Raw genomic sequence first — 23,443 nt, 5'->3', positions numbered from 1 at the left:
TTTATTTTAAAAATTTATTAACTTCTGTTTTTAATTCTTCTAAATTAAACGATTTCTCGTAAAATGCTCTTTTGCTTTTATTATATATAATTGTTGCCGGAATAGCTCCAGACCATTCTTTATCTACTTTTGGAATCCATGTATTTGAGTCTACATCATTTAATACTACTATTTCCGATTTTAACTTATGCTCTGCAATAAAAGGTTTAAGTCGCGTTTCATACTGCTTAGGAAAATCTAAACTTACCAATAAAACTTCTATGTTTTTAGATTTATAATCTTCATTTAGAGCTTCAAAATATGGTAGTTCTTTAACACAAGGCGCACACCATGTCGCCCAAAAATTAACAACATAAATCTTATCTTCCTTTTTATTTAAAAGCGGCTCGAGCTCATCAAAATTATATACGGTTAAATCTCTATTTTCGACGTTTGTTTCCTGAACTTTAACTAAATCATTTTTTTCTATTTGCAATTTTTCTTCTTGCTTACAAGCAGAGAACAATACTAATAATAGTAATACATTTATCTTCATTTTATAAAAATAATAACAGAAATGCAGATACAAATCACTTTTAACAAATATTTACGTTAAAATTAATTTGATTTTCACCTTTCAATTTATATCTTTGTCCTTTATATCAAACATGAACGCAAATTTAAATTTTACTTGGTGGTGGACTTCTCGGAAAACAATTCGTGAATAAACTCTTACGTATCTTTTAATTAAAAATACAAAAAGGCTTGTCATTCACGACAAGCCTTTTTTTTTATTCTGAATTCGTTTCAGAATCTATAATAAAAATAACATCTCTTTAAAAGAGATACTGAAAATAAATTCAGCATAAATGAAGACATTTAGCCTTTACACCAATTACAAAAAAATCCTTGCAGACACTATTACACCTGTAAGTATCTACTTAAAAATTCGCGATAAATTCCCGAATAGCATCTTGTTAGAAAGTAGCGATTATCATGCCAGTGATAATAGTTTTTCTTACATCTGTTTTAATCCTATTGCTTCTATAAAAGTTTCAGGAGATACTATTGAACAGCAGTTTCCAGATGGCAGTATGCTTAGAAACCGTACTACAGATGTACCTAAAATGATCCATAAATTTACGCAACGTTTTAAAGTAAACTCCGATCAAGATTTTAAATTTATAAACAATGGTATTTTTGGCTATACCTCTTATGATGCTGTGAAGTATTTTGAAGACATTGAGATTTCAAAAAAACCAAATTCAATAGAAATACCCGATATTTACTACGCTGTTTATCAAAATATTATTGCTATTAATCATTTTAAAAATGAAGCGTATATTTTTGCGCATTGTTTTAATGATGACGCCAGTAATATTGATGAAATATTGCATTTAATAAAGTCTACAAATTTTGCTACATACGAGTTCTCTACAGACTCTGAGATTGAATCTAACTTAACAGATAACGAATATAAAGAACATGTAGCATTAGCCAAAAAGCATTGTGCAAGAGGTGATGTTTTTCAATTGGTACTTTCTAAAAAGTTTTCTCAAAAATTTAAAGGTGACGAGTTTAATGTCTATCGTGCTTTACGAAGTATTAATCCTTCTCCATATTTATTCTATTTCGATTATGGCGATTTTAAAATATTTGGGAGTTCTCCTGAAGCGCAATTAGTAGTAAACGAAGGCATAGCAGAAATTCATCCTATTGCAGGAACATTTAAACGTACTGGAAATGATGAAAAAGACACAGAATTAGCAAAACAATTGGCTACTGATGAAAAAGAAAATGCAGAACATGTTATGCTTGTTGATTTAGCAAGAAACGATTTAAGCAGACATGGAAGCCAAGTAAAGGTTGAAACCTATAGAGAAGCTCAATTTTTTTCTCATGTTATACACTTAGTAAGTAAGGTTACAGGCAAAATACACGACAATACACCAACCATGCAAGTAGTTGCAGATACATTTCCTGCAGGAACTTTAAGTGGTGCTCCAAAACATAACGCAATGCAACTAATTGAAAAATACGAAAAAACCAGTCGTGCTTTTTATGGTGGAGCTATTGGTTTTATGGATTTTAATGGTAATTATAATCATGCGATTATGATTAGAACTTTCCTTAGCAAAAACCACGAATTACATTGGCAAGCAGGAGCTGGTTTGGTTTCTAAATCTGACCCAGAAAGTGAGCTACAAGAGGTTTATAATAAATTAGGAGCGTTGACAAATGCTATTGAATTAGCTAAAGAAATTTAATATGAAAAAAGTATTAGTAATAGACAACTACGATAGCTTTGCATACAACTTAGTTCATTATTTAGAAGACTTAGGCTGTAAAGTTACCGTAAAACGAAATGATAAATTAACTTTGGAAGAGGTAGACGCCTTCGATAAAATAGTACTATCACCAGGCCCTGGAATTCCAGAAGAAGCCGGTTTACTAAAAGCCATTATTAAGCAATATGCTCCAACTAAAAGTATTCTTGGCGTTTGTTTAGGACAACAAGCCATAGCTGAAGTTTTTGGTGGAAGTTTAGTAAATTTAGACACCGTATTTCATGGTGTAGCCACCAAAGTTGATATTACTGTTGATAATGAATCGTTATTTAAAGACATGGGCAAAACCATAGAAGTTGGCAGATACCATTCTTGGGTTGTAAATTCAAATTTACCAGAGCAATTAGAAGCTACTTCTTTTGATGAAAACGGACAAATAATGTCTTTAAGGCATCGGATTTACGATGTAAAAGGCGTACAATACCATCCAGAAAGTGTATTAACACCTAATGGAAAACAAATTTTAGAAAACTGGATTAATAGTTAAAATAAATTGTCCTTTTGAGTGATTTTTGAAGCTTGAAAAAATTGTATCGAGAAGTAATAATTCTCGACGCAATTCCTATAAAAACAAAAATCACTTGAACTGACACTTAGAAAGCATGAAACAAATACTAAACAGATTAATAAATCACGAGAACATCTCAAGTCTAGAAGCTAGAAATGTATTGGTCAATATTTCTGAAGGGAAATATAATCAAAGTCAAATTGCTTCATTCCTAACAGTTTTCATGATGAGAAGCATAACGCTAGAAGAGCTACAAGGCTTTCGCGATGCACTTTTAGAACTATGTATTCCTGTAAATTTATCAGATTTTAATGCTATTGATTTATGTGGTACCGGAGGTGATGGAAAAGACACATTCAATATTTCCACGTTATCCTCTTTTGTAACTGCTGGCGCGGGTGTTAAAGTTGCTAAACACGGAAATTATGGTGTATCATCTGCTTCTGGATCATCAAACGTTATGGAAGCTTTGGGTATTCATTTTTCTAATAAAGCAGACTTTTTAAAATATTCAATAGATCAAGCTGGAATATGTGTTTTACACGCTCCTTTATTTCATCCTGCCATGAAACATGTTGCTCCTATTCGTAAAGAGCTAGGTGTTAAAACCTTTTTCAATATGCTTGGACCAATGGTAAACCCTTCATTTCCAAAAAACCAAATGGTAGGTGTGTTTAACCTAGAACTACAAAGGTTGTATGGTTATTTATACCAGAATACAGACAAAAACTATAGTATAGTTCATGCGCTAGATGGGTATGACGAAATCTCTTTAACTGGAGAAACTAAGATTATTTCTAATAATTCTGAAACGATGTTAAGTCCTTCAGATTTAAAAGTAGAACAAATAGAGCAATCAGAAATATTTGGAGGCTCGACGGTAAAAGAAGCAGCCAGAATTTTTAAATCCATTATAAAAGGTAACGGAACAGAAGCACAAAACAATGTTGTTTGCGCCAATGCAGGACTAGCAATTGCAACCGTAAATAAAATATCACATCAAGAAGGTTTTCTGTTAGCCAAAGAAAGTTTAGAAAGTGGTAGAGCCAAAGCAAGTTTAAAACGATTAATAGAATTGAGTAAATAATCCCATCCCAACCTTCCTAAAAGGAAGGAGAGATAATGGATAGACATAACAGTTCTCTTTCATTTGGAAAGAGTTAGAGATAGGAAAACATGAACATATTAGATAAAATAACTAACGACAAACGCATAGAAGTAAACCTTCGAAAGCAACTTATTCCTACAAAGCAATTAGAGCAATCTATTTTGTTTGAAAGAGAAACTATTTCTTTAGCCAATAAACTAAGAAACAGCACAACAGGAATTATAGCAGAACATAAGCGTCGTTCTCCATCAAAACAAGTTATTAATCACGATCTCAATGTTTTCGATGTTGCAAAAGGCTACGAAGACGCCGGTGTTTGTGGTATGTCTGTTTTAACAGATGGTAAATACTTTGGAGGCGCTCTGGACGATTTACTAACAGCACGAGCAAGCTGTAACTTACCATTACTTCGTAAAGAATTTATAATTGACACTTATCAAATTCTAGAAGCCAAAGCTTATGGAGCAGATGTTATTTTATTAATAGCTGCAATATTAACAAAAACTGAAATAAAACAGTTTTCGGAATTTGCAAAAAGCTTAAATTTAGAAGTGCTTTTAGAAGTACACAACGAAGAGGAGCTAAATAAATCTATAATGCCAAGTTTAGATATGTTAGGTGTTAATAATAGAAATTTAAAAACATTCGACGTTAGTTTAGAAACGAGTAAACAATTAAGTACATTAATTCCAAACGATTTTGTAAAAGTATCTGAAAGTGGGATTAGTAATATTGAAGCCATAAAAACATTACAACCTTTTGGCTATAAAGGTTTCTTGATAGGAGAAAACTTTATGAAAACAGAAAATGCTGGAGAAAGCGCAAAACAATTTATAAAGGAATTAGGAATTAGGATTTAACAAATACATAGTAAAAAGTAAACCCCTAACTTCCGACACAGTCGGAAACATCAATTTGCAGAAATAGTGACCGAAAAAACGTAACTGCGAAGCGTAGCTTCAAGCATGAAGTTTTGAAAGGGAATGTTCCGCAGGAATTTCCTCAGATTGATCGTGATTTTTTGGTTCGTTTTGCATCAAGGCACAATGAACATATAAAAAAACCGATTTGTCATTCCTGTTATTTATGCAGAACTTGTTTCTGTAAAACAGGAATCCAAAGAATAATTATTAACTAAAAACAGATTCTTGCATACGCAGGAATAACAAAAAATTATGAAACTAAAAGTATGCGGAATGAAAAATGAAAACAACATCCTAGATGTTGCAGACCTTAAACCAGATTATATGGGTTTCATTTTTTACGAAAAATCATCACGCCATTTTAATAGCGTTATTCCAGAAATTTCAGAAGACATAAGCAAAATTGGAGTTTTTGTAAACGCTACTTTCGATTTTATAAGAGGAAAAGTAGAAAAGCACAATCTTCAAGGTGTACAATTACATGGTGGAGATGAAACGCCGGAATTATGCGAAAGACTAAAAGCATTAGACCTAACAGTTATAAAAGTGTTTTCTGTAAAAAATCAATTCGATTTTAAAGTTTTAGAACCTTTTGAAGATGTTTGCGACTACTACTTGTTCGATACTAAAGGTAAAGAACCAGGAGGAAATGGTTATACTTTTAATTGGAATGTATTTAAAAAATACCCATCTATAAAACCCTTTTTTCTAAGTGGTGGTATTGGTCCAAACGAAATGGAAGCATTACTTCTATTCTTAAAAAGACCAGAGTCTGACCTTTGTTGCACTCTAGACCTAAACAGTAAATTCGAAACTGCAGCAGGATTAAAAGACTATACAAAACTTAAGGATTTTCGAAAAAAATTAGTCGAAGCTAATTATATAAAAGAAGATTTATAAAACTATAAATTATATCATGTCGTTACAATTAGCAAGTCTAAGTGCAACACAAAACTCATTATTTATCGAGAAATCATGACATACAACATTAACAACAAAGGTTATTACGGAGAATTTGGTGGCGCTTACATACCAGAAATGCTGTATCCAAATGTAGAAGAGTTACGCCAAAACTATTTAAAAATAATGGCCGAACCTTCTTTTAAAGAAGAATTCGATCAATTATTAAAAGATTACGTCGGTCGCCCTTCTCCTCTCTATTTTGCAAAAAGATTAAGCGAAAAATACAACACAAAAATCTACCTAAAAAGAGAAGATTTAAACCATACTGGAGCACATAAAATCAATAATACTATTGGCCAAATTTTAATGGCACAGCGTTTAGGCAAAAAACGAATTATTGCCGAAACAGGTGCAGGACAACACGGTGTAGCAACAGCAACCGTTTGTGCTCTTATGGGTATGGAATGCATCGTTTACATGGGAGAAATTGACATTGCACGTCAGGCTCCAAACGTGGCCAGAATGAAAATGTTAGGCGCAACCGTTATTCCGGCATTATCTGGAAGTCGCACATTAAAAGACGCCACAAACGAAGCCATAAGAGACTGGATTAACAATCCTGTAGACACACATTATATTATTGGAAGTGTCGTAGGACCTCATCCCTATCCAGATATGGTAGCCCGTTTTCAAGCAGTCGTTTCCGAAGAAATACAATGGCAATTACAAGAAAAAGAAGGTAAAACAACTCCAGATTATGTAGTTGCTTGCGTTGGTGGTGGTAGTAATGCCGCAGGTGCCTATTATCATTACCTAGAAAATACAGACGTAAAACTAATAGCGGTAGAAGCTGCAGGAAAAGGTGTACATACTGGAGAAAGTGCTGCAACATCTGTACTTGGTAAAGAAGGGATTATACATGGTAGTAAAACGCTACTAATGCAAACCGACGACGGACAAATTACAGAACCATATTCTATTTCAGCTGGTCTAGATTATCCAGGCGTTGGACCAATGCATGCACATTTATACAAAACCGGACGTGCAGAATTTATAGCCATTACAGACGATCAAGCCATGAATGCAGGATTAGAACTAAGCCAATTAGAAGGTATTATTCCAGCCATAGAATCCTCTCACGCCTTTGCTGTTTTAAAAGAGAAAAAGTTTAAAAAAGACGATGTAGTCGTAATCAATTTATCTGGTCGTGGTGATAAAGATTTACAAAACTATATAGATTATTTCAAGCTATAAATTTATTTGGGCGTTACCACAAAGGTCAGGCTTTCAAGGCTCTCTCTCTGCGAGGAGCTCAAACAAACCTTTCAATCCTTAACGCAAAAAACAAGAATTAGGAATTAGTAAAGTAAAAAAACAACTTGGACAAAACAAAAAAATAATAAATAGAAATGTCCTAAATTCCGATACAATCGGAAACATCAATCTGCAGAAATAGTGACCGAAAAACGCAACTGCGAAGCGCAGCTTCAAGCATGTAGTTTTGAAAGGGAGCGTTCCGAAGGAATTTCCTCAAATTGATCGTGATTTTTTGGTTCATTTTGCATCAAGGCAAAATGAACATAATAAAAATGTCTAATCAAAAAATAGATCCCTGCCTTTGCAGGAATGACAATTATGAACAGAATAAACCAAAAATTAAAAGAAAACAAAAAACTGTTAAGCATATATTTTTCGGCAGGTTACCCTAATTTAAACGACACCGTTTCTATTATAGAAAACCTTGAAAAAAACGGAACAGATATGATAGAAATAGGCTTACCATTTAGCGATCCTTTAGCCGATGGTCCTACAATACAAGCAAGCTCAACACAAGCTCTAAAAAACGGAATGACAACCGATGTTCTTTTTAATCAATTAAAAGACATTCGTAAAACAGTCTCTATTCCGTTAATTCTAATGGGTTATTTTAATCCAATGCTTCAATATGGTGTAGAAGCTTTCTGTAAAAAATGTCAAGAGATTGGTATCGATGGTTTAATTATTCCAGACTTACCAGTAGATGTTTATAATGACCAATACAAAGCTACTTTCGAAAAATATGGACTAATTAACGTGTTTCTAATTACACCGCAAACAAGTGTAGAACGTATTCATTTTATAGATTCTATTTCTAACGGCTTTATTTATATGGTAAGTAGCGCAAGCGTTACAGGTAGTAATTCTGGTTTTGGAGAAGAACAAACGGCATACTTTAAACGTATTGCAGACATGAATTTAAAAAACCCACAAATTGTAGGTTTCGGAATTTCAGATCACAAAACATTTACACAAGCAACCGAATATGCAAAAGGTTCTATTATAGGCAGTGCTTTTATTAAACACTTATCTAAAAACGGAACAGAAAACATAAAATCGTTTGTAGATACCATTTTAAAATAGACTTGATTATGAAGGACAACATTACATACAGAGCAGCAACCTTAGAAGACATACCAATACTTTTAGGTTTCGAACAAGAGTTAATTGCTTACGAGCGTCCTTTCGATTCTAATTTAAAAGACGATTGCACCTACTACGATTTAGACTACTTAATAACATCTAGTAAAGCAGAGTTAATTGTTGGCAGCCTTAATAATGTAATTATAACCTGTGGTTATGCTAAAATAATACAAGCAAAACAGTATCATAAAAATACTGAATATTCTTATATGGGATTTATGTATGTAAACCCAGAATTTAGAGGCCAAGGTATTATTCAAGACACAATAGCACAACTTAAAAAATGGTCTATTTCTAAAGGTATTTCCGAAGCTCGTTTAGAAGTGTACAGTGAAAACGCATCGGCCATTAAAGCTTATCAAAATAATGGTTTTAAAAGCCATATGATTGAAATGAAAATGAAATTATAATATCTATTTCTATTCTTTTTTATTTCTATATATTGTGGCACTAATCAACTAAAATTTAAATTTATGAAATGGTTTTTAAAAGTAATTAAAGATAATTATGCAAATTTTGAAGGAAGAGCTAGACGTAAAGAATACTGGATGTTCGCGCTTTTTCACTTGATATTTGTCTATGGAGGTTTAATACTATTAGGCTTAGTAGCTTATGCAGTAGATGCTCCTGCGTTAATTGCTATTATTTACATCTATATTTTTGCAACACTTGTTCCTGCAATAGCTGTTAATACAAGAAGAATGCATGATGTTGGAAAAAGTGGATGGTATCAACTTATCCCTCTTTACAGTTTTATTTTAGCAGTAACTGAAGGAGATAGAGGACCAAACCAATATGGTGAAGACCCAAAAGCTAACGAAAACAACAATATAAACTCTAATGAAAATATAAGTAAAATTGAGTAAACTCAATTTTTAATCTAATTTTCAATTAGCACAAATAGAAACCTACTTTTACCGAGTAGGTTTCTTTATATTAGACAATAAATTTTATTTAATTATCTAAACAAAATGGCACTTAACATTGTATTAATAGAACCAGAAATACCAAACAACACTGGAAACATTGGCAGGTTAGCTTTGGCTTCTGGATCAAACTTACACTTAGTAAAACCGTATGGATTCGAAATTACAGACGCAAGATTAAAACGTGCTGGTCTAGACTATTGGCAACACCTCAACTTGCATTACTATGATAGTACTGATGATTTCTTCAGTAAAAACGAAAAAAGAAAATGGTGTTTTTGTCTAGTCATGGTACAAAAGACCATTGGGATATTGAATTTGAAGACGATTTGTTTTTAATTTTTGGTAAAGAATCTAAAGGTCTTCCGAAAGCATTAACCGAAAAACATTCGGATAAATTATTTAAAATCCCTCTTTATAGCGAGCATGTGCGTAGTTTAAACTTAGCGAATGCTGTAAGCATTGTTGCTTACGAAGGCTTAAGACAATTAAGGAGTTTAAAGTAGTATTCTTTAGACCTTTGGTTCTTAAATTTAATTGAAGACAAGCTAAAAAGGCATTAAATAATTTATGTTTTATTTAACCAAAATTTTACAGTAAATCACTCAATTTGTATTAACTTTTTATAAAATTAATACCATGAAATACCACATAATGATAAACAGCGTAAAAGCTGTTGACTCACTTGAAAATGCATGGTCTAAAGCAGACTATTTACAATTACTCGATAAGTTTGGATTTGAAGATTCTGGAGAAAACACTTCTGAAAAAGAACTCTTAGAATTGTTATTTATGGCCATTTCAGATTTTGAACCTGAAGAAGCAGCTGCCATTATTTTAGACTATAAATTATCGAATACGCTCAACGAAAATCAAATAGAACAGATTTCGCATGAAATGCTCTTGGATAAAATTTCTGAAGAATACGCAGATATCTCTTTACATCATGAGCTATTCAACATAAACCAGTTGTTATACAAAGCTTTTAACGGCACTTTCCCTAATGCTAAAGCAACTGTTGTGGAATTCGAAATAACACCAAACAAAGACGTCTCTAAAGACGTTGTTTTAAAAGTTTTAAATGCAACATTAGCCAAGAGTAATGTTATTAAACGCTTGTTTCATGACGCACTAGACGGCAAGGAAGCTTTTGATGAGGCCGAAAGTATTATCTGGGATTTAAAATCTACAGGAGACACTTCTTACACATTAACAACTTCAGAATACTGGATAAGTCGTGATGAGTTTACAGAAGCAGAGTACGATGTAAAAGTAATTGAGTTCGAGGAAGAGGACGAAGATTAGAAATGACTACGTTAATAATATTTATACTAAAACAAAAAATGCCTTAGATAAATTCTAAGGCATTTTTTTATTTCTGTTGTTTCTTTAAATATTCTAAATACATATTCTCGACCTTAGTTCTAGCCCAAGGCATACGCCTTAAAAACTTTAAGCTCGATTTTATTGTAGGATTATCTGTAAAACATTTAATTTTTATGTTATAACCCATATATTCCCACCCATAGTGCGCTTGTAAATCGGTTACAATTTGCTCTAGTTTAATGCCATGAAGTGGATTGTTTTTTTGAGTTTCCATGTGGTTTAAATTTTATATAAATCAGTGAACAAAAATCTACTGTATCATATTTTTAATTTTCACAGCTTTTTCAAAATGATCTAATTGGTGTGTTTCAATCCACCAAATAGCTGCTTCCATTAATAACTTAGGATTATCATTTTTGTTTTTAAAAAACGCATAAAAGGAAAGACCAACGGCATTTCCTTTTTGTGCAATTTTTTTATCGCAAACTTCTATTATCTTATCTTTTAGCTCTTGAGTCATCTTAACTTCTTGAGCGTCTATCATTACTAGAACCTCCGCTCTTGCTTTTGCTACGGTTTCTCCCGCCTCCATTTCCAGAGTTACCTTTCGCTTTATCTCCAGAACCTTTTGCTTTAGGCTTGCTATTTCTAGGTTGTCTGTTTTGACCAGGTTTTATTGGTGCTGTTGATGCATTAGGATCTGGCTCGAAACCTTCCATAATTTCAACTGGTAATTTTTCACCAATCAATTTTTGTATATCTCTTAAAAAAGAAGTTTCGTCCGCACTTACTAAAGATATTGCTTCTCCTTTAGCTCCTGCTCTTCCTGTTCTACCAATTCTGTGTACGTAATCTTCAGAGATGTTTGGAATTTCGAAATTGATAACGTGTGGTAATAATGGAATATCTAATCCACGAGCTGCAATATCTGTAGCAACCATAACACGAACAGTTCCATCTTTAAAACCTTTTAAAGCTTTAGTTCTTGCACCTTGACTTTTATTTCCATGAATAGCTGCTGCTGAAATTCCAGAACCAATCAATTTTTTGGTTAGGTTATTGGCACCATGCTTAGTACGCGTAAATACTAATACTTGCTTCCAATTTCCATCGGAAATAAGTTTAATTATTAAGCCTGTTTTATGGGCTTTTGCAACGCGATATACTTTTTGTGTAATCGCTTCTACAGCTGTATTTTCCGGAGTTGCTTCTACTTGCACTGGATTGTTAAGAATACTAAAAGCAAGCTTCTTAATATCTTTAGAGAACGTTGCCGAGAACATTAAGTTTTGTCTTTTATCTGGCATAAGTTTCATTACGCGTTCTATATCGCGTAAAAAACCCATATCTAACATTCTATCTGCTTCGTCTAAAACAAATATTTCTACACGCTTTAAAGAAATTGCGCCTTGACTACATAAATCTAACAAACGTCCTGGTGTTGCTACCAAAACATCTACTCCTCTTTTTATAGTAGTTACTTGTGGTTTTTGGTTAACTCCTCCAAAAATAACTGCACTGCGTAAATCTAAAAATTCGCTATATTCTCTAACATTAGCATACACTTGTGCTGCTAACTCTCGTGTTGGTGTTAATACCAAAGCACGAATTGGTCTAAATTTCTCTTTTGGGTTTTCGCTTAATATATGCAGCATAGGTAATGTAAAACCTGCTGTTTTTCCTGTTCCTGTTTGTGCAGAAGCTAAAACATCGTAACCATCTAAAACTGGAGGTATCGCTTTTGCTTGAATAGGTGAAGGTGTATCGTAACCTTTTTTACTAATTGCTTTTAATATTGGCTCAGAAAGCCCTAATAATTTGAATGACATAAATAGTGTTTATGAAGCAAACGCTATCTTAATTGTAGGTCACTTCTTTATTTTGCTGCAAAGGTACTGCTATTTTATGCTTTACTATATTAATTAAGGAATGTTTGTGCTTTTACGCTCTTCATGAAATATAGTTATTCGTTTTTTTCTATAATTGTTTAGTGTAAAAAATAGAATTACCATGCGCTTTTATCGCAAACCTATTTATTAATGATAGAAACAATGCAAGGTTTCTTGCTCATAAATTAAACCGTGTAATAGAATCTAATATAACCACAACTCTTTTATAATCCTATGCAATAATGAATGTTTGTGTTTTGCATGTATTTCATCGGATTTTATTAATCCTTTTTTGTACATTAGTAGCTTAGTAAAAAATATAACAACCATGAGTTTTTTAGCAAAACTATTTATTAATGACGAAGTTAGGAACATCCTTAACGCAAAGCAAGCCTATTCTCGTATAGCAGACGTTAATGGCAGACCAAGCTCTAGACCGCTTGGCCATAAATTAGAATTTGCAATAGAATCGACTAAAGACGATAGCTTCTTTTACGAAAGCATGTTCTCTCCTACTCATAAATGCCAAGGAGAAATAGTATTCTATAAACGAGATGGCATTAGCACGCTTTTTAAAATGGAGTTTGCTAATGCACAAATTCTTGATTTATCTGAATCTTTTAATGCTATAGACACCTTACCATTGCACATGAATATTGCTATTGGTTGGGGAATTATGAAAACAAAAGGTGTAACACATCAAGAACCATGGAATCCTAGCAATCCTTTTGTAGAGATTGAAGAGACTACTCGAGAAGAGGAAGAGGAACAAATTTTAGAATCTTATTTTGAAGACCAAGAAGGCGAAAGAATTACTAAAGTAAGAAAAGGACAAGATGTATTTTTAGTAATAAAAACTGAAAACATGACTGGCAAACAAGTAGATATTGATTTGGGTACTACTGATGGTGCTTTTGAATATGAAGGACAGATAGTGGAAGACATCATATTAAATGAATACGATATAACATCTGACTATTTAAAAATAGCATTAAAATCTATAAGTAAAGGCAATTAATTATGGGAACTATAACTATAAAACAAACAGATAACGCTAGCAACTCTTACTCAGGAGAAGGTATTGAATTAGATGAGTTTATACCTTATGTAAAATTAAGAGACACCAAAGGCTACGAAATAGTAGACCACGATTTACCTTTAGAAAAAGATAAAAATGATAAGCATGTATATGTAGATTTATTATCACAGACTTCACATATAAAAAAGCAAACATCTATTTTCACACTACCTATTGAATTAAAAAAATTCATTATCCCATTTGACGTTGAGCAAGTAACCGAAGATTCAATGTTTCAAGATGACAATGGTTATTTGGAAGTAGAATTATCTTTAGAAAAGGATAAATTTGTTAAGGTTGAAGGCGCTACTGCAAAACTAAAATTAAAAACTGAACCAGAATTTAGCAATAAGCTACTTGTTAAACTTGGTACGGAAATCGATGTAGAAATAGAGATAACAGAAGAAGAAAAAAGTATTGATTTTTATTTAAGGTTTATAGCTAATGATGATGAAGATACTTTTATAGGCGAATATGAGAATTTGTTTTGTGGCTGTTTTAAGGTGGAGTTTTTAACATTTGATAAAGATGTTTTTCGAGAAGAAGAAATATCTTTACTTATAGAGGAAAATAAAAAAGCACAAGCGTTTAACAAAACAGGCAATGTGATTGGTAACGGTTATTGTATAAACACCGCAGATAGAGGATTAGGAGCAATATTAAAAGACGATAAAAATTTCTATACAGAACCAAATTACATTTCACAAGGCGGAAATGGAATTAGGCTTATGAGCTCAACTTCCAGAGCATTAGTAATTAAAAATTTGGGATATATAAAAAGTAATATTGAAATAAAAACAAATAATTATAATACTAATGATAAGCCAACTCAATTTCAGTCAAGTCTAGCCAAAAGAATCAATTCCGAAATTAATAATAGAAAAGGATATCATCTTTATTATTTCTCTATGCACGGAGAATATCACGTAATGTTATTAGTAATTAATATGATGAACCCTAAAAATCCTACATTTAGCATTCTTGATCAAGGTTACGTTGATAGAGGATCTAGCTCAAGAAACATTCCTTTTTCAAAATTAGATGAAACGTTTCTTATATTAGCTCAGGCCTTTTGGAAAAATAAAAATAAGCACGCAAAAAATATCTTATTATGGAAAATTCAAAGAAAAAGCTAATTGTATCTTTACTTCTAATATCTCTTTTTTTTATCAGTTGTATTACAAAAGAGAAGTCTATAATTAAGAAAGAAATTAATCCCAATAAGCAAATACCTCAAGACTCTACTAAATGTAAAAATGACCCATCACTTTATACAGAAGTAGTAAAAAACTTATTATTTAAAGACTCTGTATCAAATATTTACTTGAGAATAAAGCAAGAAAATAATCCTAGTCCTTTAAGTGGTGAAATAACAAAATGCGAAAAGTTACATTTTGCGTTTTTGGATTATATTGGCACACTAAATGATTCAATAGCTTTTATTAAAGATATTGTAGATATAAAATCATTTAATAAAATAAAAACCTCAAACATATATTTCACAGATAGAAATTCAGTTTATGTTTACAGAGATCATCCTGTTAGTTATCCTCCTTTTTATCAAATAGATATTAACCATAAGAACTATAAAATAATAAACGATTCTTACATTAAAGATAATTCAAAAGTATATTGGAATGGAATGGCACTCGATAATGCAGATAACAAATCTTTCAAAAACAGTACTTTTACAAATAAAAAAGGAGAAATAATAAATTTAGTACACGACAAAAATTTTATTTACTTCAATAACATAAAATACACCTTAGATAGGCTTAAATCTCTTTCTTTAAAAAAAACTACTCAAGATTCTTTACAAAATCTTTTTTTTAGTAAATAATGACGATACTTTTAAACCCGAATTCAGCCACAATAATGTTTTTTTCATATAATATAGTAAGCATAAGGTTTAATGCTCTTAAAAAACTATTTCATGGAAAATACAACGAAAAATTTTTTATTTATTAGCCCCTTAGGATGTAAAAAAGAAACTAACTTAGTTAAAATTGATACAAATCGCCAAACATTCCTAAAATTATCTTACCCTCTTGGTCAAAAGAAAAAAATCGATACTTTTTTTAATATAATCAATATTGATGGAAAAAAGAAAAACATAGAAAATATTATTGACTTCCCTACATTTGAATCCCTGAACAAAACAGAAGAATATAAAAAAAGGTCCTAAATCAATATTACTTAGAAAACCCAATCGAAAACTATTATTGGGATAAAAATTACATCTATTCCTATGAAGCCTCAACACCTCCAAAATTCTTTATTGCTGGTGATAAAAGTGATCACGAGCTTTTAGGAGGAGGTTATTTAAGAGTTGGAAAAGAAATTTATTATCTCGAAAAAACTTAAATATGAAGTAGACTCTAAAAGCTTTAAAACTTTTGTAGGTCGAAGAAACAAATCTGAATCGTATGCTACTATTGGTAAAGATAATACTTCTTTCTATATTGGAAATAATAGAGCAACTATAGAAAACCTTAAAAAATTCTATTTTATTAACGATTCTATTTTGAACAAAGAATGAAACTAAATTTAGTGATAACCTAAACTTAAACTTGGTACGGAAATCGATGTAGAAATAGAGATAACAGAAGAAGAAAAAAGTATTGATTTTTATTTAAGGTTTATAGCTAATGATGATGAAGATACTTTTATAGGCGAATATGAGAATTTGTTTTGTGGGTGTTTTAAGGTGGAAACCATTGTAGTTAAATCAAAAATATTTTTTTACAGCAGTTCTAATGGTGAGTTTTTGGGAGAAGTAAAATCTGAATTTAAGAACAATAGAACTATATTAATTCCTAACTATGAATATAAATCTTTTGCCGACAAAAAATTTATTAGCTTAAAAACAGAAAAAGAAAAACTAACAGAGGATAAGTTTAAATTTGATTGGAGTTTAAAAAACGGAGGAGGACTGCCAAGTTTAGGAGAGATAATCCACAAATACCCTACAAATACCCTACAAATATAAGAAATCAAAGAGCTACACCAAGCTCTGATAGTTACGCGCGTAATCAGTGTGCAATAAGACTCTCTTATGGCCTAATTAACTCAAATTTCAATATAAATTCATACCCGGGAATAAATAAAACTACTGAAGGGTATGCTCGATCCTCGAAAGGTTTTGCCGATTGGTTACATAATAATGTTTTCAAACCAAAAAAAATAAAAAACCCTTCCCAATTTAATCCTAATAACGCTCATGGAATTGTATTTTTATGGGATAAAAGCAATGGAGGTATTAGCCATATTGATGTTATATATCATGGACAAACAGGCTCAGGATTATACGCAGCAGACGAAATATGGTACTGGGAATTAAAATAGATAACATGAAATATTTAATTGCATTTTTATTAGTCGGAATTGTTTCTTGTAAAGAAAACAAGATACAAAATAGACATCCAATACTTGTATCAACTGATAGTGTAATAACTAAATTAGACACTAAAACAATAAATAACAGAATCATAAACTACGAACCTAAAACCGTAAACAATAACACTTGGGTCCCTATTCAATTTTTAAAATCTATATATGTTAATGGTGTTAATAACGCAAAAAGAAATGAAGGAGATTATCCTTTTGAATCTGTTTATATTGAGAATTGGGAGAATTATAATATTTATGCGGAAAGCGGTTTATTAGAATACAGAAAAATCAAAATAAAAGTAATAAATGATAGCACGTATTATTTGCCATCTTGGAATAAACATGAATTTAAGAATAAAGACTCTCTATTTATTGTGAAGAGAAAAAATGGAATTAATTTTATATCTAAAAGAGACACTATCAAATACACTTCAGGCATAGGTGACATTCCTTTTAAAAACGCTTCATTAATCAAAAATATTCATACAATATCATTTTATAATAAAACATTTGACTTGTATAATGAAAATCAAATTAAAATAGATAAAAATATAACTTTCAATTTAGCTAAAAACACAATTAATAATTCATCAAAATTTAAAAACTACACATTTACAGGTTATAACTTAAATGGCAACTACCTTATTAAACTCGATACAATTGATTACTTTTTCAAATGGAAAGATAGTGGTGTGATTTTAGAGTCGCAAAGCGGAAACAAATTTACACTCTTGGAGAATAAAAGTGATAAATGATTGTATTAAAATGAATAGAAACGACATTTCTTAAAAACAGGCTTTTATGCAATGGACATCTAAACCGTTTAGAGTTCTAGATGTTAACAACAAAAAAGTTTTAAATAGTAATGGTACAGCAGGAAATACAGATAATGCTTTAAAAAGTTTTAAAGAAAGTCCCGTTGATTATATGAAAAGTAAATGTCCTGATAATGGCTACTATGTTTTCATTGGTGCCTATAATGACGATTATCATTCATTTACAATCATTGTACAAAAAGAAGATGAAACATATAAATTTCAATTTCTTGACCAACTAGTTGGAATAGCTGATTATACAGAAAATGATTTTGAAAGCTCTAAACTTCTAGATAATATATATAGGTATCGATTTAGTTTCCCTATGAAACTAGAGTTGTATCAACTAAGAAGCAAAAAGAAATAATTATGAAAAAGCATTTATTATTTTTACTACTTATCTTAATTAATTTGGGTTGTAAAGAACAAAAAGTTAAGAGTGAAAAGAACATACATAAAGAACAAATAGCTTTAGACACATTAAAAGATAATGTATCTATCATTACCATTAAAAACACTTTAACCAGCACTTTTAATTTTAAACAACTGCTAAGCACACTTGAAAATGTTAAACACACAAAAAATAAACATCAAGATTGGATGAGTAATAGCATTGGGTTTATGGATAGATTGATAGATTTAAACCAAAATGAAGTAGCCATAAAAACGACAAGTTACACATATAAAAAAGACTGTGTGTTTTATTTGCATACACTAAAGCATACAAACGATTCTATCTCTATAAAACCTTTTCTAGAAAATGCTCAAGGAAAATCTACGGAAGGCTATACAACAGAACGTGTTTTAATTTTCGCAATGAAAAACAATAAAGAAGCAAACTTTATAGATATTCCTGCTAATTGGAATTTCCTAAAATCAGAAGGTGAACTAATTGAGTTATTATATGATACTATAGATAGTGATGTTATTTTATGCGAAAATATAAAACTTTGTCAATATAAAGATTTACGAAAATAACCCAATTGATTATATAAAAAAGTAAATGCCCTGATAATGGCTACTATGTTTTCATTGGTGCTTATAATGACGATTATCAATCATTTTATAAAAAGAAGATGGAAAATTTAAATTTCAATTTCTTGACCAACTAGTTGGAGTAGCTGATTATACAGAAAATGGTTTTGAAATTTCGTCTACGGTGTTGGAGGTGCTTTAGCTGCTAAAAACCATGCAGTCTTGATAGATAACGCTGGTGTGAAAGATGGTTGTTTGCAAGAAGGAGCCATGCTCCAGTATTGGAACACAAATGGATTTATCAATTTTGAAACACTAAAAAAAGCCATTAAAGATTCAATTAATCAAATTTCTAATGACAATTTTAGTGTAGGACATTCAGTTATTTTTAAATCGTATATAAAAGATAGTTCCAGTAACATTGAAGGAATAAATTTTTATGATTATTCTGGTATAAATAGAAGTTATTCTTTTTCAGATAATAACAAAATATTTCTTGGAGCCAATTTAAAAGATATAAAATGAAAACAATAATAAGTTATTTTATAATTATTACTTTATTGTTTAATTGTAAGAATAAAAATGAAGACGCAATTATTAATTCTAAAATTCCTCTTAATTCTCAATTAGAAGTTAAAGATCAAACGAAAGAAATAAATGCTGATACAAATATTAATCTTTGTCTAAAAGAAAAGCAAGATTTCAAAATCTATAAAGAACTCGACAATAAAATTAATATATTAAATAAAATAGATCCAGGATTTTATTTTGCAATTACCAAGAAAAATTTTAATGACCTTTTTCTCAAAGAACGCATAGAATGTGTATCATCTGCTAGAAGTGAAAGATACACTTTTTCTGAAATTGTTTATAATGAAAAACAAAACTCTGAAGATATTTTTTTGAAAATTAAAAATTTAAAAAAAAACGATGAAAATCTTAATAAGTATCATGATTTTTTTAAAAGAGGATTAGTATTCATATTAGATAGTAAAAAAAATAAAATCACAATAATTTCTTTTAATATATTTTCTGACAATAGTTTACCGAAAACAACAAAAAAGTTCTTTTTATTAAATAAAAATTCTTTTGAGAAAGTATTTATGACAACAGGTATTCATTCTGTTGAAGATATTTTTAACTAAAAACTAATTTTGTTTTATATTCCTTTGTAAACTATAATTCACCTATTCTTCTTTTAAACATAAAGATTATATGAGTATTTTGCTATTAAATATGAAAACTACATTATTCTCTCTATTAGTAATCATAAACTTTTTTTCTTGTAAACAAAAAAAAGAAACAACAACTTCTTGTTACAAAAAAGATATAGTTGTAAAAGATAAAATATTTGATAAGTCTGAAATCCTTACTTCCGTTTATTATGATGATAATTGCAAAATAAAGAAGATAAAATTGATTACTTTATTAGACGAAAGGTCTGGTGACTTCGAAAAAATTAATGACGTCATATTTAGTATTGGCGTATTAAAAGACACAATAGTCAACGTAATAATACCTGGAGACTCCACAAAAATAATTAAGAATAAGAAAATTTCATCTTTCAATTATACTTTTAAAACTCCTTTTCTAGATTCAATTAACTACATTAATCTTGAAACAATCGCGTTAGTTAAAATAAAAGAAAAAATAAGGATTCTAAAGTCTCACCCTTATTTTTATAAAAACTCAATTGAATTATTAGATCTTAAAAACACACATTTAGACTATGAATCCTTTAATAAAAAAAACACAAGGTTTATAAATATTAGCAATCCCATTCTAAAGAAATACGATTCTATATTAGTAACAGTTAAAACCAAGAAATTTATAGACGATCTAACAAAATATAAAGTGGTTATTAATGACACCATCTCTTTAAATTTTAAAAATAATATTAAAGCAAGTTATATCGACCTTCATTTAGTAGATCAAAATATAAAAATGTTTAATCTTGTAAAAATAAATAAAACCTTCTTGACCTTTAAATTAGATTTAAGCAAAGTAACAATAGATACTATTAACGCTATAAATACCGACCCTAACTAACTATATAACAAACGTTTAATAATCAAAAGCAGGAGTGCATTGCAATTGGTTTGATAAAGTCATTATTTGGCTTTTTGATAATATTTTATATGTATTAACTGGTATTTTATTGCTTTCAATAATACTATATCTGAGGTTTAAAAGTAAGATTAAATATAGCTCATAAAAAAACGCCTGAATTTTTAGTTCAACGTTATTTCGAAATAGATTAATAGATGTGAAAGTTAAATTTTTACAATATGCTCAGGCCCTTTATTTTCCTAAAACCATTTTAATTTATTAAAAAAACACTATTATTATTTTTAATCTCTTGTTTTTTTTCAAATGATAAAAACCTAAACTCCTTAAATTTAAAGTCAAACAATTTCAAAATTTATATTGTTTTCAACTCTTCATATTGTCAAAAAAAAAGCCGTACTTACAATTTAAACTAACCAATGGTATACAAATATCTATACCAAACCAAAATGCATTGTTAAATAACTAATAACAAAGCTCTTAATCTATTGATGAGATCTAGTTTTTTGTAAAAAAATCAAATAAAGGTACACGTATTAAAACGTAAACACGATTTTAATTAAAACCTCCGCTAAAATATTTGATTATATTTTTAATGCATTCGCTATAAATAAAAACCTTTTTATGTTAATAAAACGGCTTCTTTTCATTTAAAAAAAATGAAAAAATTAAAAGCTTTTTATAATTGACATAAATCTTTAATTACTTTATAACGAATGAAAAATCAAATTACATTTTACAACAAAAAAGCTGCTATACTAATGGGTATTAGTTTCTTTTTTTCCTCCATGTCTGCATTTGCTCAAGAAACAATTTATGTAGACAACCAATTAAGCTCAAACTGTATAGGCGACTACTCTATTACCAATCGAGATTGCTCTGGAGCAGATGGTGATGCCTATAGCACTTTAGCAGGAGCCACAGCAATTGCTGCTGCTGGCGACACTGTTTATATTAGAGAAGGCATATTTAATACACAATTAACACCTGCCAATTCTGGTACAGCATTAGATAGAATAGTTTACAAAAACTATAACAATGAAGAGGTCATGATTACTGGAATTACTCTATCTCCAGCAATTTTAATTTATGAAGTAGATTATATCACAATTGAAGGATTAAAAATTAAAAATGTAAGACGATGGTTAAATGCCTTAGGCTCGCACAATATTGTTTTAAGAAATAATACCTTCCAAAATGCTGTTGATGTAGGAGGCAGCTCTAAAACAGGATTATTCTTTCAAGACTCAAATTACAATAGGATTACTAATAATGTAATAGATAGTACAACTCAAGACAATATAGCATTAATTAAATCGAATTATAATTTAATTGATGGCAATACAGTAACTAGAGCAAACCATGTGTTATGGACCTTAAAATGTAGTAACTACAATGTTATACGTGAAAACTATTTCCATAACGAATTTCAAAAAATAGGAGAAGTTTATGATTGTGATTACGTAGGACATGGCACGGCTCCTTATTCTAAAATTACTTCGTTTGATGACACGAAGCATAATTTAATAGAGAACAATGTTTTTGCTTTTACGACTTCTCCTATTGATGCCTCTCCTTATTCCGGTATTCAATATGCCGGACAAAATGGTATTATTAGAAATAATATATTCTACGAGTGTCAAGGACCGCCAATATCTTTAACCTTATATTCTGATGAAGCAACTTTTAATTACGGAAACAGGATTTACAATAACGATTTTTACAACAATGAATTTGGAGCCATAGATATTTCTGGATCTACAGCTTACACTTTTAATGATCAAGAAATAAAAAACAACATTCTTTTTGAAAATAAATTTATTCAACGCGATACTCGTTGGTCTTGGTATGACGAGTTAGATACTAAACCTGTACAGATTTTAACTGGTAGAACTACAGACGTAATAATAGACAATAATAATATTTATAATTCTCAAATTGAAGAATTGTACACCATTGCCTATGGTAGTCGTAATTCTTCATCAAATCCTGCTCCTGAGTCATTAACTTGGTGGGAAACCAATCACCCTCAGTTATTTTTAAACAGTCTTCAATCTAACCCAAATTTTATCGATCCATCAACTTACGATTTTCATTTAACACAAGGTAGCCCAATGATTGATGCTGGTGCTTTTCTTACAGAAACAACCTCATCTGGAAGTGGAACAACCATGGTAGTAGCAGATGCTTCTTATTTTGTCGATAATTTTGGTGTTTCTGATTTTTATGGAGATCTCATTCAACTTGAAGGCCAAACAGAAAGAGCGACTATCACTAATGTTAACTATGCAACTAATACTATTACTTTAGATGTGCCTTTAACATGGGTAGACGGTCAAAAACTAAGTAGAGCCTATAACGGTACCGCACCCGATGTAGGTGTCTATGAATATGATGAAAATTCATTAAGCCTTAATGCCGAAAACAATTATTCAACATTTAAATTATATCCTAATCCAACAGCATCTTTAATTAATATAGCATTAAACACTAACGAAAGTAGTAATATAACTAATGTATCGATTATTAATATGCTAGGTATTACTGTATATAGTAAACCTATAAATAATAAAAAAGAGACTCAAATTAGTATTAAAAACTTAGTAAATGGCGTGTACTTTTTAAAAATTAATACAGACACTAAGCAAATGACAAAAAGGATAGTGAAGAAGTAAAATATATTTACTTTTTTATTTAGACTAACATCCAAATATTAAAATAATCCTCAATTTAACTTTACTCTTATTT

General features: G+C 30.4%; 28 protein-coding genes and 1 pseudogene. 25 read left to right on the top strand and 4 right to left on the bottom strand.

Annotated elements, in window-relative coordinates; translation table 11 throughout:
- Nucleotide 1 precedes the first annotated feature (1 nt).
- Nucleotides 2–535 (bottom strand): TlpA disulfide reductase family protein, encoded by a 534-nt coding sequence (locus ASC44_RS13515; protein ID WP_055448149.1) that lies wholly within the window; start codon nt 533–535, stop codon nt 2–4.
- 313 nt (nt 536–848) lie between these two features.
- On the opposite strand from ASC44_RS13515, the gene ASC44_RS13510 reads away from it, so the two are divergent.
- From ASC44_RS13510 to ASC44_RS13460, 11 genes and pseudogenes are all read left to right on the top strand, one after another.
- Entirely contained in the window at nt 849–2,246 is a 1,398-nt protein-coding gene (locus ASC44_RS13510; RefSeq protein WP_055448148.1) for an anthranilate synthase component I family protein, read from the top strand.
- Between the two features lies 1 nt (nt 2,247).
- A complete protein-coding gene (locus ASC44_RS13505; protein ID WP_055448147.1) occupies nt 2,248–2,814 on the top strand; it encodes an anthranilate synthase component II in 567 nt (188 codons plus the stop codon).
- Between the two features lie 115 nt (nt 2,815–2,929).
- Entirely contained in the window at nt 2,930–3,922 is a 993-nt protein-coding gene (trpD, locus tag ASC44_RS13500) for an anthranilate phosphoribosyltransferase (protein ID WP_055448146.1), read from the top strand.
- Nucleotides 3,923–4,011: 89 nt separating this feature from the next.
- A complete protein-coding gene (gene trpC / locus ASC44_RS13495) occupies nt 4,012–4,803 on the top strand; it encodes an indole-3-glycerol phosphate synthase TrpC (RefSeq protein WP_055448145.1) in 792 nt (263 codons plus the stop codon).
- A gap of 315 nt (nt 4,804–5,118) precedes the next feature.
- Nucleotides 5,119–5,766: a phosphoribosylanthranilate isomerase gene (locus tag ASC44_RS13490; protein ID WP_055448144.1), complete on the top strand. Its 648-nt coding sequence runs from the start codon at nt 5,119–5,121 to the stop codon at nt 5,764–5,766.
- Between the two features lie 75 nt (nt 5,767–5,841).
- Complete coding sequence (trpB, locus tag ASC44_RS13485) at nt 5,842–7,023, top strand: tryptophan synthase subunit beta (RefSeq protein WP_055448143.1); 1,182 nt, start codon at nt 5,842–5,844, stop codon at nt 7,021–7,023.
- A 381-nt stretch (nt 7,024–7,404) separates the two neighbouring features.
- Nucleotides 7,405–8,169 (top strand): tryptophan synthase subunit alpha, encoded by a 765-nt coding sequence (trpA, locus tag ASC44_RS13480; RefSeq protein ID WP_055448247.1) that lies wholly within the window; start codon nt 7,405–7,407, stop codon nt 8,167–8,169.
- A gap of 8 nt (nt 8,170–8,177) precedes the next feature.
- Nucleotides 8,178–8,639 (top strand): GNAT family N-acetyltransferase, encoded by a 462-nt coding sequence (locus tag ASC44_RS13475; RefSeq protein WP_055448142.1) that lies wholly within the window; start codon nt 8,178–8,180, stop codon nt 8,637–8,639.
- A 63-nt stretch (nt 8,640–8,702) separates the two neighbouring features.
- Nucleotides 8,703–9,095 (top strand): DUF805 domain-containing protein, encoded by a 393-nt coding sequence (locus ASC44_RS13470; protein WP_055448141.1) that lies wholly within the window; start codon nt 8,703–8,705, stop codon nt 9,093–9,095.
- Nucleotides 9,096–9,200: 105 nt separating this feature from the next.
- Nucleotides 9,201–9,568, top strand: a pseudogene (locus ASC44_RS13465) (tRNA (cytidine(34)-2'-O)-methyltransferase); the annotation flags it as partial.
- Nucleotides 9,569–9,794: 226 nt separating this feature from the next.
- Entirely contained in the window at nt 9,795–10,460 is a 666-nt protein-coding gene (locus ASC44_RS13460) for a hypothetical protein (RefSeq protein ID WP_055448140.1), read from the top strand.
- Between the two features lie 67 nt (nt 10,461–10,527).
- Here the strand turns inward: ASC44_RS13460 and ASC44_RS13455 are convergent, their stop codons facing one another.
- The 3 genes from ASC44_RS13455 to ASC44_RS13445 are packed head-to-tail and all read right to left on the bottom strand — an operon-like array spanning nt 10,528 to nt 12,310.
- Nucleotides 10,528–10,755, bottom strand: a complete 228-nt coding sequence (locus ASC44_RS13455) for a VF530 family protein (RefSeq protein ID WP_055448139.1) — start codon at nt 10,753–10,755, stop codon at nt 10,528–10,530.
- A 36-nt stretch (nt 10,756–10,791) separates the two neighbouring features.
- A complete protein-coding gene (locus tag ASC44_RS13450) occupies nt 10,792–11,001 on the bottom strand; it encodes a DUF6500 family protein (RefSeq protein ID WP_055448246.1) in 210 nt (69 codons plus the stop codon).
- A 1-nt stretch (nt 11,002) separates the two neighbouring features.
- On the bottom strand, nt 11,003–12,310 hold the full coding sequence (locus ASC44_RS13445; RefSeq protein WP_055448138.1) for a DEAD/DEAH box helicase: 1,308 nt from the start codon (nt 12,308–12,310) through the stop codon (nt 11,003–11,005).
- A gap of 388 nt (nt 12,311–12,698) precedes the next feature.
- Here ASC44_RS13445 and tssD point away from each other — a divergent pair, with 388 nt between their 5' ends.
- The 14 genes from tssD (at nt 12,699) to ASC44_RS13380 (ending at nt 23,370) form a co-directional block, all read left to right on the top strand.
- On the top strand, nt 12,699–13,388 hold the full coding sequence (tssD, locus tag ASC44_RS13440) for a type VI secretion system tube protein TssD (protein WP_055448137.1): 690 nt from the start codon (nt 12,699–12,701) through the stop codon (nt 13,386–13,388).
- A gap of 2 nt (nt 13,389–13,390) precedes the next feature.
- Entirely contained in the window at nt 13,391–14,584 is a 1,194-nt protein-coding gene (locus ASC44_RS13435; protein WP_055448136.1) for a hypothetical protein, read from the top strand.
- Nucleotides 14,560–15,288 (top strand): DKNYY domain-containing protein, encoded by a 729-nt coding sequence (locus tag ASC44_RS13430; protein WP_055448135.1) that lies wholly within the window; start codon nt 14,560–14,562, stop codon nt 15,286–15,288. Before ASC44_RS13435 ends, ASC44_RS13430 begins: the two co-directional genes overlap by 25 nt.
- Before the next feature lie 93 nt (nt 15,289–15,381).
- A complete protein-coding gene (locus ASC44_RS13425; protein ID WP_152973335.1) occupies nt 15,382–15,633 on the top strand; it encodes a hypothetical protein in 252 nt (83 codons plus the stop codon).
- A 144-nt stretch (nt 15,634–15,777) separates the two neighbouring features.
- On the top strand, nt 15,778–15,987 hold the full coding sequence (locus ASC44_RS13420; RefSeq protein ID WP_055448133.1) for a hypothetical protein: 210 nt from the start codon (nt 15,778–15,780) through the stop codon (nt 15,985–15,987).
- 168 nt (nt 15,988–16,155) lie between these two features.
- Complete coding sequence (locus ASC44_RS18200) at nt 16,156–16,437, top strand: hypothetical protein (protein ID WP_055448132.1); 282 nt, start codon at nt 16,156–16,158, stop codon at nt 16,435–16,437.
- A complete protein-coding gene (locus tag ASC44_RS18505) occupies nt 16,356–16,793 on the top strand; it encodes a T6SS effector amidase Tae4 family protein (protein ID WP_083476306.1) in 438 nt (145 codons plus the stop codon). The genes ASC44_RS18200 and ASC44_RS18505 overlap by 82 nt, the downstream gene beginning before the upstream one ends.
- Nucleotides 16,794–16,798: 5 nt before the next feature.
- Nucleotides 16,799–17,593 (top strand): hypothetical protein, encoded by a 795-nt coding sequence (locus tag ASC44_RS13410; RefSeq protein WP_152973334.1) that lies wholly within the window; start codon nt 16,799–16,801, stop codon nt 17,591–17,593.
- 46 nt (nt 17,594–17,639) lie between these two features.
- Nucleotides 17,640–18,020 carry a hypothetical protein gene (locus ASC44_RS13405; protein WP_055448130.1) on the top strand — a complete coding sequence of 127 codons (381 nt, stop codon included), beginning with the start codon at nt 17,640–17,642 and terminating at the stop codon, nt 18,018–18,020.
- A gap of 2 nt (nt 18,021–18,022) precedes the next feature.
- Nucleotides 18,023–18,631, top strand: a complete 609-nt coding sequence (locus ASC44_RS13400; RefSeq protein WP_055448129.1) for a hypothetical protein — start codon at nt 18,023–18,025, stop codon at nt 18,629–18,631.
- A gap of 219 nt (nt 18,632–18,850) precedes the next feature.
- Nucleotides 18,851–19,153 (top strand): hypothetical protein, encoded by a 303-nt coding sequence (locus ASC44_RS13395; RefSeq protein WP_055448128.1) that lies wholly within the window; start codon nt 18,851–18,853, stop codon nt 19,151–19,153.
- Nucleotides 19,150–19,773 (top strand): hypothetical protein, encoded by a 624-nt coding sequence (locus tag ASC44_RS13390; protein ID WP_055448127.1) that lies wholly within the window; start codon nt 19,150–19,152, stop codon nt 19,771–19,773. Before ASC44_RS13395 ends, ASC44_RS13390 begins: the two co-directional genes overlap by 4 nt.
- 91 nt (nt 19,774–19,864) lie before the next feature.
- The gene (locus tag ASC44_RS13385) at nt 19,865–20,677 is read left to right on the top strand and encodes a hypothetical protein (RefSeq protein WP_055448126.1); all 813 of its coding nucleotides are present in this window, start codon (nt 19,865–19,867) and stop codon (nt 20,675–20,677) included.
- Nucleotides 20,678–21,411: 734 nt separating this feature from the next.
- Nucleotides 21,412–23,370 carry a T9SS type A sorting domain-containing protein gene (locus ASC44_RS13380; protein ID WP_055448125.1) on the top strand — a complete coding sequence of 653 codons (1,959 nt, stop codon included), beginning with the start codon at nt 21,412–21,414 and terminating at the stop codon, nt 23,368–23,370.
- The last annotated feature ends 73 nt before the right edge of the window (nt 23,371–23,443 follow it).

The sequence above is a fragment of the Lacinutrix mariniflava genome (assembly GCF_001418015.1).
Lineage (GTDB): Bacteria > Bacteroidota > Bacteroidia > Flavobacteriales > Flavobacteriaceae > Lacinutrix > Lacinutrix mariniflava.
Note: the sequence above shows the minus strand (reverse complement) of the source record. Positions and strands in the feature narration are given on the sequence as shown.

Excerpts from the sequence above, each read along its gene's own strand:
- ASC44_RS13515 (WP_055448149.1), bottom strand. The coding sequence starts at position 535 with ATGAAGATAAATGTATTACTATTATTAGTATTGTTCTCTGCTTGTAAG.
- ASC44_RS13510 (WP_055448148.1), top strand. The coding sequence starts at position 849 with ATGAAGACATTTAGCCTTTACACCAATTACAAAAAAATCCTTGCAGAC.
- ASC44_RS13505 (WP_055448147.1), top strand. The coding sequence starts at position 2,248 with ATGAAAAAAGTATTAGTAATAGACAACTACGATAGCTTTGCATACAAC.
- trpD (WP_055448146.1), top strand. The coding sequence starts at position 2,930 with ATGAAACAAATACTAAACAGATTAATAAATCACGAGAACATCTCAAGT.
- trpC (WP_055448145.1), top strand. The coding sequence starts at position 4,012 with ATGAACATATTAGATAAAATAACTAACGACAAACGCATAGAAGTAAAC.
- ASC44_RS13490 (WP_055448144.1), top strand. The coding sequence starts at position 5,119 with ATGAAACTAAAAGTATGCGGAATGAAAAATGAAAACAACATCCTAGAT.
- trpB (WP_055448143.1), top strand. The coding sequence starts at position 5,842 with ATGACATACAACATTAACAACAAAGGTTATTACGGAGAATTTGGTGGC.
- trpA (WP_055448247.1), top strand. The coding sequence starts at position 7,405 with ATGAACAGAATAAACCAAAAATTAAAAGAAAACAAAAAACTGTTAAGC.
- ASC44_RS13475 (WP_055448142.1), top strand. The coding sequence starts at position 8,178 with ATGAAGGACAACATTACATACAGAGCAGCAACCTTAGAAGACATACCA.
- ASC44_RS13470 (WP_055448141.1), top strand. The coding sequence starts at position 8,703 with ATGAAATGGTTTTTAAAAGTAATTAAAGATAATTATGCAAATTTTGAA.
- ASC44_RS13460 (WP_055448140.1), top strand. The coding sequence starts at position 9,795 with ATGAAATACCACATAATGATAAACAGCGTAAAAGCTGTTGACTCACTT.
- ASC44_RS13455 (WP_055448139.1), bottom strand. The coding sequence starts at position 10,755 with ATGGAAACTCAAAAAAACAATCCACTTCATGGCATTAAACTAGAGCAA.
- ASC44_RS13450 (WP_055448246.1), bottom strand. The coding sequence starts at position 11,001 with ATGACTCAAGAGCTAAAAGATAAGATAATAGAAGTTTGCGATAAAAAA.
- ASC44_RS13445 (WP_055448138.1), bottom strand. The coding sequence starts at position 12,310 with ATGTCATTCAAATTATTAGGGCTTTCTGAGCCAATATTAAAAGCAATT.
- tssD (WP_055448137.1), top strand. The coding sequence starts at position 12,699 with ATGAGTTTTTTAGCAAAACTATTTATTAATGACGAAGTTAGGAACATC.
- ASC44_RS13435 (WP_055448136.1), top strand. The coding sequence starts at position 13,391 with ATGGGAACTATAACTATAAAACAAACAGATAACGCTAGCAACTCTTAC.
- ASC44_RS13430 (WP_055448135.1), top strand. The coding sequence starts at position 14,560 with ATGGAAAATTCAAAGAAAAAGCTAATTGTATCTTTACTTCTAATATCT.
- ASC44_RS13425 (WP_152973335.1), top strand. The coding sequence starts at position 15,382 with ATGGAAAATACAACGAAAAATTTTTTATTTATTAGCCCCTTAGGATGT.
- ASC44_RS13410 (WP_152973334.1), top strand. The coding sequence starts at position 16,799 with ATGAAATATTTAATTGCATTTTTATTAGTCGGAATTGTTTCTTGTAAA.
- ASC44_RS13405 (WP_055448130.1), top strand. The coding sequence starts at position 17,640 with ATGCAATGGACATCTAAACCGTTTAGAGTTCTAGATGTTAACAACAAA.
- ASC44_RS13400 (WP_055448129.1), top strand. The coding sequence starts at position 18,023 with ATGAAAAAGCATTTATTATTTTTACTACTTATCTTAATTAATTTGGGT.
- ASC44_RS13390 (WP_055448127.1), top strand. The coding sequence starts at position 19,150 with ATGAAAACAATAATAAGTTATTTTATAATTATTACTTTATTGTTTAAT.
- ASC44_RS13385 (WP_055448126.1), top strand. The coding sequence starts at position 19,865 with ATGAAAACTACATTATTCTCTCTATTAGTAATCATAAACTTTTTTTCT.
- ASC44_RS13380 (WP_055448125.1), top strand. The coding sequence starts at position 21,412 with ATGAAAAATCAAATTACATTTTACAACAAAAAAGCTGCTATACTAATG.